The 11014-nt window shown below is 35.7% G+C and carries 6 protein-coding genes and 1 pseudogene; 3 read left to right on the top strand and 4 right to left on the bottom strand.

Annotation, left to right across the window (positions count from 1 at the left end):
• The first annotated feature begins 10 nt into the window (after positions 1–10).
• Positions 11–412 (top strand): transposase, encoded by a 402-nt coding sequence (locus tag CJF42_RS23345; protein ID WP_095368957.1) that lies wholly within the window; start codon positions 11–13, stop codon positions 410–412.
• 168 nt (positions 413–580) lie between these two features.
• Here CJF42_RS23345 and CJF42_RS23340 read toward each other — a convergent pair whose 3' ends face one another.
• The 4 genes from CJF42_RS23340 to CJF42_RS23325 all read right to left on the bottom strand — a co-directional run bounded on the left by CJF42_RS23340 (position 581) and on the right by CJF42_RS23325 (position 9021).
• The gene (locus tag CJF42_RS23340) at positions 581–2686 is read right to left on the bottom strand and encodes an alpha-amylase family glycosyl hydrolase (RefSeq protein WP_095368956.1); all 2106 of its coding nucleotides are present in this window, start codon (positions 2684–2686) and stop codon (positions 581–583) included.
• A 157-nt stretch (positions 2687–2843) separates the two neighbouring features.
• Positions 2844–4286 (bottom strand): tryptophan halogenase family protein, encoded by a 1443-nt coding sequence (locus CJF42_RS23335; RefSeq protein ID WP_252097716.1) that lies wholly within the window; start codon positions 4284–4286, stop codon positions 2844–2846.
• A gap of 99 nt (positions 4287–4385) precedes the next feature.
• Complete coding sequence (locus tag CJF42_RS23330) at positions 4386–5948, bottom strand: tryptophan halogenase family protein (RefSeq protein ID WP_095368954.1); 1563 nt, start codon at positions 5946–5948, stop codon at positions 4386–4388.
• 82 nt (positions 5949–6030) lie between these two features.
• Complete coding sequence (locus tag CJF42_RS23325; protein WP_095368953.1) at positions 6031–9021, bottom strand: TonB-dependent receptor; 2991 nt, start codon at positions 9019–9021, stop codon at positions 6031–6033.
• Between the two features lie 609 nt (positions 9022–9630).
• Between CJF42_RS23325 and CJF42_RS28870 the strand changes: the two are divergent.
• Positions 9631–10716 (top strand): annotated as a pseudogene (locus tag CJF42_RS28870) (hypothetical protein).
• Positions 10717–10737: 21 nt separating this feature from the next.
• On the top strand, positions 10738–11014 hold a 277-nt coding region (locus CJF42_RS29415), incomplete at its 3' end, for a GH36-type glycosyl hydrolase domain-containing protein (protein ID WP_502694809.1).

The following is an 11014-nucleotide window of genomic DNA, read 5'->3' as shown; positions in this document are numbered from 1 at the left end:
TTGAAGTGGTTTGGGTATAAAAGATACAGTAACGCAACAATATGAAAAAACAGTTAATGGTGATGCCATTATTGATTTTTTTACTCATATCAAAGAAAAATATAAGGATAAAAATGTCATTAACCTCGAGCTAGATGGAGCGGGTTATCACAGAAAACAAGAGGCTGTAGATAAAGCTAAGGAGTTAGGAATAGCGCTGCATTATTTACCTGCTTACAGCCCAAATTTAAATCCAATAGAACGGCTTTGGAAGGTAATGAATGAGCATGCTCGAAATAATAAATATTTTGCCACTGCAAAAGATTTCAGGCGAAGTTTAAGCCACTTTTTTGATACTACTTTACCTACTATCGGTGCTAAGTTAAGTGGCAGGATTAATGACAACTTTCAAAAGTTGTATCCTGCAACTTGAAGTGAGATGGGTATAACTACTTTAATGGTGCCGAAAAGGGCGATCAAGTCATGTTATCTAAAGCGTTTTATTTAGAGTCTGGTCATATGAAAATTATTAATAAAACATTTGTAGCAAATAAAAAACTACTTTTAATTATTAGAGTGGACTTTTATTGAGTCTGTTTTATTACTTAGTAATGATAAATTCTGAAATCAGTTTTAACGTTTCACCTGCAAAATTAGTCACTACAGATTTTACTTTTACAGTACTGCCATTAGCATAATCACTAACATTGAATTGAGCTGTTAATGGCAAAGTATTATCGAAAGAAACTCTAGTAAACTCACTATCATTTACGCTTATTTCGGTTGTCATTTCTAATACAGGCACAACCGCGTTATTAACTTTTTCAAGTTGGTAGCTTAAATTTATATCTCCTTGAATCTGATCCCCGTTTTTGAAGTTTAATAAACTCAGTTGGCCTAATTGAGTAGGCTTTATAGCCGAGTCAGCTTTTAAAATACGATAACTTAAAGGTGCTAAGTTTAAAGGAAGTATATTACGAGAGTTTGCTTTAATAGCTTCATTGGTTTCGATATCTGTATATATATCACTTGTTGTATCAAGCCGCGCTGATATAAGTTTATTTGAGGTGTTAAATAAGACTAAATATTCTACAGATTCAGTTAATTCAACACGAGAAAATGCATATAAGCCAGGGCCACCAGATGTTACAGCTCGGTTATGATGTACTCCTTGTCGCAGCGCTTTATGTGATTTAAATATATCCGCCAATTTAGAAAATTCAGTAAATAAAGGGTGTGATTGTTCAAAGTTATTATTTGCTGCTGTGAGTGTTGTGCCTAGCAACTTATCTTCTGTATAATTTTTTACTTTTGATGGCATCATATCTTGACGGGCATCCATATCACCGCCTTTACCAGCAAAACCTTGTTCATCACCATAATAAACAACGGGAATACCACGTGAAAAGTACATTAATGCATGGGCGAGTTTTATTTTAGCTAATTTTTCTTGCTGGTTTAAAGGTGATTTAGATTTAGATAAAAAGTGAGCAAACCGGCCCATATCATGATTACCAATAAATGTTGGGTTCATATCGGCACGGCTATCACCATCATTATAATGGTCGTCATTATCAAATAAGGTTTTTAGTTTGTCTGTGCCTGTTTCATTTACAAATACCTCATAGGCGGCACCTTGAAAGCCAAAATCTAAAATAGCTGGCATTTTACCTTTGGTTGTATAGTGGCTTAATACTTTTACATCCCCACTGTAAACCTCTCCAAATATATGGAAGTTAGGTATGTTCAAAGATTTAGCATGTTTCATTATCGCTGGAGAAAAATCAGCCCAAAACGCGGTGTTTACATGTTTTACTGTATCCACTCTAAAACCATCAGGTTTGAATTCAGTGACAATGTTTTTGAAAATATCTATCATGCCTGATACAACTTTAGGGTTATCAGTATCAATATCATCCAAGCCAGAAAAATCACCATAAATAGCGCTTTCACCTTGCCAAGTAGAGTCTCCTTGGTTGTGATAAAACTGAGGATCATTTAACCACTGTGGTACTTTTATGTTTTTAGAATTTTCAGGTATGATAACTGTGTATTTATCGCCATTTTTAACTTGCTTTTGGCTTTTATATTCACATAACCCTGAATCTAATGACCATTTAATACCATTTTCACCATGACATTCTTTGAATTTAATGACGTCAGCAGTATGATTAGTAATAATATCAAAAAATACTTTCATACCGCGTTTATGAGCAGCACTAATCAGCTGTTTTAAATCTTGATTGCTCCCTAAATGTGGATCAATTTCTGTAAAGTCTAATACCCAATAACCGTGATAACCTGCCATATCACCTTGTACTGCTTGATTACGTAATATAGGTGTCATCCAAATGGCAGTAATACCTAGGTTTTCAAGGTAATCTAGTTTATTTTCTAAACCTTTAATATCACCACCATGAAAGAAACCTTTACGTTCAGGGTTAAAACCACCATATGATTCTGGCTTAGTGATATCGCCCATATCATTGCTGGTATCGCCATTATGAAACCTATCAGGCATGACAAAATAAAATATATCGTCACGTACATCTCGTGTTAAATAATCAGTATTGTATTGAGATTGACTTTTTTTAACCGTAAAAATGGGGGAACTGTTTTTTGAAATGTCTTGCGCAGTACAGCCATATAATGCGATAGATAAACCTAAAGCGAGAGTTTTTTTATTTTTATATAAGTATTTTTTCATGTGAGGCTCGTTTTAACCCTAAGGTGATCGTGGATTAAGACCACTATAAACAAATTAACTAAACAAGACTGCATTATGCAAACGTATGCAATGAAGAAATTTAAATTAAACGGTTGAATGCAGCCAGTTTGGCTGCATATTGATTAAAAAGACTGTATTAGTTTGCAGGGCAATATTTATCAATAAACTCTTGATGATTAGGCAGTTGTTCAACTGCATTATCAACTGATGATTTTAACGAGCTTAAGAATTGTTTAAACTCATTATCACTCATCACTTGGGCTATTTGATGGAATTGCTCAGGCATGAGTCCTTGTCCAAGCATGACTTGTGTCCAGGAGTCGACTCTGAAAATATCGCCATCATCTAAAAATACCCGCCCTGTTTCTGTGAATAAATTAATTTTGTGCTGTAATGATTCAGGTATTTCCATATTTTTACAATGTTGCCAAAATAGCGAATCTTCTCTGTTGGTCACTTTGTAGTGCAATACAATAAAATCACGAATACTATTGAGTTCACTGGTTAATTTAGAATTGTATTCATCTATGTATGTTTGCGTAATACCATTAAATGGAAATAAGCGCATTAAGCGAATAATACCTGTCATAATTAAATGTATGCTGGTGGACTCTAATGGCTCAATAAATCCACTTGCAAGACCCAATGCGATACAGTTTTTATTCCAGCCTTTTCTGCGTCTGCCAGTTTTAAACTTAATCACTCTAGGCTCATTAATTGTTTCGCCTTCAATATTGCTGAGTAAAGTATCTATGGCTTCATTATCTGAGATATAGCGACTGCAAAAAACTAAACCGTTACCAACACGATGTTGCAAGGGAATACGCCATTGCCAACCAGAATCATGGGCAATTGATCGCGTATAGGGTAGTGCAGGACTAACAGACTTGGTTTGTACGGCCACAGCACTGTCACATGGTAACCAATGTGACCAGTCTTCATATCCAGTATGCAGGGCTTTTTCTATTAATAAACCGATAAAGCCGGTGCAATCTATAAATAAATCACCTTCAATGATGAGTCCTGTTTCAAGTGTTAATGCAGAAATATTACCTGAAGTACTGTGTTTGTTAACGTGTAATATTTTACCTTCAATTCTATTGACACCAGTGGGATTTGATTTTGACTTTTCGCAAAGTGAGCGTAAATACTTAGCGTATAAAGTGGCATCCAAATGATAAGCAAAATTTAAAGGAGCTTGTTGTGAAAGGGCAAATTTACCCGCTTTTGCAGCTTGCAATTCTAGGCAGTAATCACCAAAATCTGAGGCGATGCCTTTTTGTTTGCCATGTAGCCAAAAATGATGGAACTCTCCAGCCCAACATTCTTTGCCTGTCATACCAAATGAATGAATATAGGTGTCGTCTTTTTGTCCCCAGTTCTCAAAATCGATACCTAATTTAAATGTTGCTTGGGTGGCTTTCATGAGTTCTTGTTCATTAATACCTAGTAGTTTATGAAAAGTTCTAATAGGGGGAATGGTCGCTTCACCTACGCCGACAGTATTAATTTCATCGGACTCGACTAAGGTAATTTCAAGGTTTTTACCTAATAATTTGCTTAAAGCTACTGCGCTCATCCAGCCAGCGGTTCCGCCACCAGCAATAACAACTTTTTGTATTTTAGATGTATTCAATTTTCACCTCATATATTAAGGGAGTCGTTAACATTAACCTTTTTAGCCTGTATTTTGTAAACAATTATTTTTAATATGGTTTAAAAGTTCACGGTTAGAGGGCAGTGCGTTTAGGTATTTTAATTTAGTTTCTTGATTATGCGCAAAATAACGTTGTGCTAATGCAATATTATTAAATGCTTTATCTGTTGGATATGCTGTAGTGTTAAACCCCATACCATAGATCACATATTGATAACTGGCCGATGGAAATACTTCCTGATTTTGTACAAAGTCATTAATATTGGGTGGTTGATATTGCCATAAAGTCAGTAATTCTTTTAGTCGTTTGGGAATGCTCTCAGGGGTTTTATTATCAAGCCAGTATTGTGAGTCTGTTCGCTTGCTGATCACATAATGTAATTTTAAAAATTCGATTACCCTTTGCCAACGATATTCAAACCTTTCGTTAAAGCGTTTAGCAATGATATTCATATGTTCAAAATTCGCTGGTAGCTCCTCGCTGATCATGTTGGCTGATAATTCAACTAAAGCAAGTGATGAGGCTTCTAATGGCTCTAAAAACCCAGATGACATACCTACAGCAATACAGTTTTTATGCCAAAACTTTTCTCTGTGACCTGGTTTGAAGTTGAGTTTACGAATGTTTAAATTTTGGATTTTTTGATCGTTGATTGTTTCACTCAAATAGGCTTTAAGCGTTTTTTCTGCTTCAGTATCGCATGTATGTTTGCTTGAATAGGTGTAACCTATGCCTCTGCGATTTGATAACCCGATATCCCAAACCCAACCTGCTGATTGTGCGGTTGATACAGTCGCAGAGGCAATATCTTCATCGGGGTCGCAGTAGGGAGCTTGAACAGCTAAAGCGCTATCATTAAAAAGAATATGGTTTTTATCAATGAAAGGGATTTTATAATGTTTATCAATGAGTAAAGCATTTAATCCACTACAATCGATAAAAAGATCACCTGAAATCCTTCCCTTTGGTGATATTTCGATATGTGTAATGTAATCATTTTCATCATTATGAATTTGATTAATATGAGCAATAACATGTTTTACACCTAACACTTTGGTGCAATGTGTTTGCAGCATGTGTGAAAATTTCCCTGCATCAAGGTGATACCCATAATTCGTTACGCTTGCATATTCTGGCGTAGAAGCTTGTTTGGGTGCTAATCCCCGGTGACAAATATGGCTTTGCATATTAATCGTATCGGCAAATGATTTATTTGAATTACTGTGTTGCCAACCGTGATGTAAATTAACTTGAGTGTAGCCCTCAGGTGTCATAAAGGGGTGATAATAAATATCGTTATTTTGTATCCCTTGCCAATTTACAAATTTAGATCCTTGTTTAAAAGATGCATTACATTGCGCTATAAATTCAGACTCTTTAATGCCTATTTTATCTAATGTATTACGCATTGAAGGCCAAGTACCTTCACCTACGCCTATGGTTTTTATTTCGGGTGACTCTATTAAAGTGATGGTAATCGCATTATCATTATTTGTTTTATGTTCAGCAGCTAGTAGACCTGCAGTGATCCAACCTGCTGAGCCACCACCAACTATTACAATATTTTTAATGGGTTTATTCATACAACTGACTCTCAAATATTTTATCCGAAAAAGCCGCTTGAACGTATTTAATTCAGCGGCTTAGCCAGGGTTTGTCAACTAATTAGAACGAGTAGCGAGCCCCAAGCGCATAACGAGCGCCTAGCTGTTCTAAATTCCATAATTGCGCTGAAGTTCTACCGTGACTCCTGCTATTTTCTTCTGTGATATTAATACCTTCAAAGAATACAGAGAGTTGCTCATTCACGTTGTAAGACACGTTAAAGTCAATTTGTGAATAAGATTCGATAAATTCAGGCTCATTTTGATAGCGTGCGCCATTAGCCAAGAAGTCATCACGCCAGTTGTAGGCAATACGCGCTTGGAAGTTATTGTTTTCATACATAAGCACTAAATTTGCAGTATCACTTAAGCCAACTAAAGCAAATTGAGTCACATCTGTTGGTGCATTTACATCAAAACCAATATCGCCATTTACTGTTGTATAGTTCGCTTGGAAACCAAAACCAGTCTCACCAAAGAAGTGTTGTACTGCTAATTCAAAACCATCAATTTTAGCTTCTTTGTTGTTTACTGGTGTTTGACCAACAAAGTCCATTAAAGGGTCATCGTTATTAGGTAATACATCGTATGTCGATTCAAATTCTTCATAACTCATAGAGTCAAATGCAACACCATTTTCAGTAGCTGCAACCATTCTGAATAAGTTTGCATCTGTAATGGGTAAACTCATAGATTCAAGTTCTGCAATCGCCGCTTGTGCACGAGGACCAGAAGTCGCATCTCTTAAGCCGTAGAAGTTTTGTGTTATAGGCTCAATACCGATAAAGTTTTCAACATTTTTTTGGTAGTAGCCGGCAGATACATAACTTGTATCATCAAAGTACCATTCTAAAGAAAGATCGATATTATCAGATTCAAGTGGAATTAAGCTTGGATTACCAGTACTTGCTGTTGCAGGTGACGCACCAGGAATAAGCGTTGGAGCACCTGGGCCACTGACTGTTGCAGCAGAGCTTAAATCGTTATAGGTAGGACGCGCAATTGTTTTACTGTAAGAAAAACGCGCTTTTACATCATCTACAACTTCAATATCAAAGTCTAAGTTTGGTAAAAAGTGATCGTAACTATTATCTAAAGTGAAATTTTCTTTAGCACTACCGAATCTAACATTAAAGTCGTTATTACCTTCCCATGCCACTGCATTGGGTAAATCAATATTAGCCGTTGAAGTACTATCTGTATTCTCATATCGTAAACCTGCAATAATGTTATAAGCACGACCATTAAAGTCACCAGAATAATTATATTGCACAAAAGCAGCGGTAATATCTTCTTTGATTGTACGGTTTGTGGCAAAGGCACCATCGGCAACAAAATCGAAGCCATATTCGCCAGCTGCCCATTTACCTAATTGAGATGCACTACCAGTAAAGCCTTGGCTAAACCCGCCCTTAGTATTAAAGTCATCAAATTCAGATAGCATATCAACAGGTGTTAAGTAACCATCAGGGATCTCGCCTGGATTATTAACCCCCCAATTACCCATAGTATGTCGCGTTAATGATTGTAATGAATGACTTTCCATTGAACGGGATTCAATACCAAAGTTAATGCTACTTTCTTCAAAATCATATTGTGCTTCTAAACGCACTTGGGTGATATCTGTTGTTTGTGATGCATAGTTCATATCTAAAATTGAACTGCCGACATCTGACGCATCTAATGTATTATTACAGTTAAGGTTTGTACGTGCACAATCGTCAAAATCAACATACATAGTAGGTAGTGTTGTTGTGTAATCAACGCCTTGACCTTTTGCGATATTTGCTCCCATACCAAAGTTAACCCAGCTCCCATAACCTGCATCAGGAGCGGCTTCAGATGAAGAGTCATGGGCATCAAATACAATTGTTAAATAATCTGACGCTTCGTATTGTAAATTAAAACCAATGGACTTATTTTCATTCACTTGATTAAGTTCTTGAACAGCTAAACCTAAATCACGTGGTAATTGTTCACGGCGTTCTTCGTTGTATAAAACAGGTGTTTTTACTGTATTATCATCAAATGTCAGTGAGCTTTTATAGGTATCCATCCAAATAGATTGTTCAGCTCTTTGCTCATTAAGATCTTGTTTTGAATAGGTGTAATCTAGCGTTGTGGTGATTGAATCAGCTGGGCGGAATTGAAATGTAAACTGTGCATTAGTTCGAGTACGCTCTCTATCTGCCAAGGTATAACGTAAATCAGAAGGCATTGAATACATTTGGCCAATAGCAGGGCCGTTATTAATTACAACTGGCGCGCCAGATTTAGGCTCTGTAGGCTGTTGCGCAATTGTACCGTTAAATTCAGATGTGCGCCATTGGTTAGTATAAGCACCTACAGTACCACTGTTGCGCTTTTGCATACTCGCAGTTACCGAAACACCAAATTTTTCTTCTTCATCTGTCCAGCTTAATAAACCTGACACCTCAGGAGTAACATCATCGCCTACACGATTCGTTGTATCATATTGTGCTTTAGCGCCAAAACTTGATTGTAAACCTGGATTATCAAGTGGTTTTGTAGTATTAATATTGATAGTTGCACCTATACCACCAGTTGCAACATTTGCTTTACCTGTTTTGTATACTTCAACTGATTTTATGCTATCTGAAGCAAGATTAGCAAAATCAAAAGCACGAGAGTTCGGTGAACCACCACCACCAGGCAAAGAAGCCGCTGGCATAGCGCGACCATTTAAAGTCACCATATTAAAGTTTGGACCAAAACCACGTACTGTTACTTGTGAACCTTCACCGTTTGCGCGGTTAATCGATACACCTGTAATGCGTTGTAAAGATTCAGCTAAGTTCGTATCAGGGAATTTACCTATATCTTCAGCTGAAATCGCATCAACAACCCCCGCAGAATCTCTTTTAAGTCTTGTTGATTCTTTAATACTTGAGCGCATACCTGTCACTGCTATGACTTCAATATCGTCAACTGCTTTTTCTTCTGCTGCATATGCTGGTGCAAAAGAGGCGGCACTTAGGATAAGTGATAAACTGGTTGCCAACTTGGTTTTACTAAAAATTTGATGCTTCATATAAATCCCCTGATTTATTTTATTATAGGTTATATTGTAATATTTAGCGTAAGCGCTTTCATTTTTTACTATGTTGTCCTGTGTAGATGTTGTAAGCGCTTACATGAAGTTAATTTAAAATGTTAGTTACGTCAATGAAAATTTACGGATTAGTTACATTTATGTTCAGTTTTTTTATGTTTTTATACTTAACTTACTGTAATTAAGTAGTAATTCATTGTTAAGTTGTGCAGTGTATTTTTTGTTCTTTTATCCATTTTTTGTTAAATAGCAATGAAGATACCCTAAAAATTAATACTTATCTCACTTGTTTAAAAAAACTTCGTTACAATTAATGTAAGCGCTTTCAACTTGTGTTTTTATAGTAAATAATTTCTTTTTTTAGTTTGGTAGGGAGGAATAAAATGATAAGCAATAAAATATTCTTGCAAACGACGTTGTCTATCAAAGAAAAACGGGTTATGCCTCTATGCAAGGTATTGTTTTATTAATACTTACACTAGGTTTTTTTGCACTTATGGTGGTTTTTATTATTCGTTTTTACCCACTTTAAAAATGAACAAATACTAGTAATACAAAATGCTCTAAATAGTGATTTAGGAAGTGAAAATGTCTATTATTGAACCAAAGTTAATTATCTCACCACAATATAAAGTACAGCTAGACTCTCCTCTTAGTATGCCGAACGCAGCTGGTTTTTTGTGGAATCGTAAAATGATGATCCAAATGAATTGCAGGGGTTATGCTGTTTCACAATTTATGCAACCTGGGCCTACTAAATATTCAAATGGACCAAATAATGAAGCTAAAACATTTATGCAACCCGAGCATAATTATTATACCCATCATCTAGGTAGATTCTTTTATGTAAAAGATGAGTCAACGGATGAATTATTTTCAGTCCCTTATGAGCCTGTAAGAAGTAAGCCCGATAAATTTAAATTTACTTTAACTACTAGTGAAATAAGTTGGGTAATAGAACAAAGTGGTTTAAAAGTTACTTTGGTTTTGAGTTTATCAAAAGATGATGTTGTTGAGCTTTGGCAGCTAAGTGTTAAAAATCTCTCACATATAAAAAGAAATATTAGTATTTATCCTTATTTTTCTATTGGATATATGTCATGAATGAATCAATCAGCAGTATTTGATGCACAACTTAATGGCATTATTGCATCAAGTATTACTCCATATCAAAAAGTCGAAGATCACTTTATACAACAGAACTTTAAGGATAAAACATTTTTAATTTCAGATATGAAACCAACGTCTTGGTGTGCAAATCAAAGCAAATTTGAAGGCGAGGGCGGGCTTCATGATCCCGATAGTATTAAACAAGAGAAATTAAGTAATTCAAATGCAATTTATGAAACACCTTTAGCTGTTTTACAGTATTCAATTGCGCTTGAGTATGATGAGGAAAAGTCATTTAAGTTTTTATTTGGACCAGCTAAAAATGCAGATGAAATAACACTAATTCAAAGTAAGTACTTTGAACAACCGTTTGCTTTTGAACAACAAAAGAAAATCTACTTAGACTATATCAATCAAGCTCAAGGCCGTATAAAAATTGAAACACCAGAACAAGATTTCAATGAGCTTGTAAATCATTGGTTACCTAGACAAATGTTTTATCACAGCAATCAATTAGCGGAGAAATGCCTGATGGCATTTTACTGCACCCGGATACAAAATTAAAATTTATAAACCGAATTCTACATACAGATCATAACGGATGATAATGTTACTTTTGGTATTGAGACAGATTTAGAAGGGCGAATTTACCTTAACCCTCAAAGTTGGGCTATACTCAGTGGCGCAGCTAATGAAGCGCAAATAAATAAAATATTAACCCAAATTAATAAACAACTTATGACGCCATACGGTGTGATGATGTTAGCACCTAGCTATACAAACATGCGTGATGATATCGGACGTATCACTAAAAAGCACCCTGGTGTTGCAGAAAATGGTTCAGTATATACCCAAGCCACTT

It is taken from the genome of Pseudoalteromonas sp. NBT06-2, from assembly GCF_002276045.1.
In the GTDB taxonomy this organism is placed as follows: Bacteria; Pseudomonadota; Gammaproteobacteria; order Enterobacterales; family Alteromonadaceae; genus Pseudoalteromonas.
The sequence above is the reverse complement of the archived record's forward strand: the minus strand, read 5'-3'. Positions and strand labels throughout refer to the sequence as shown.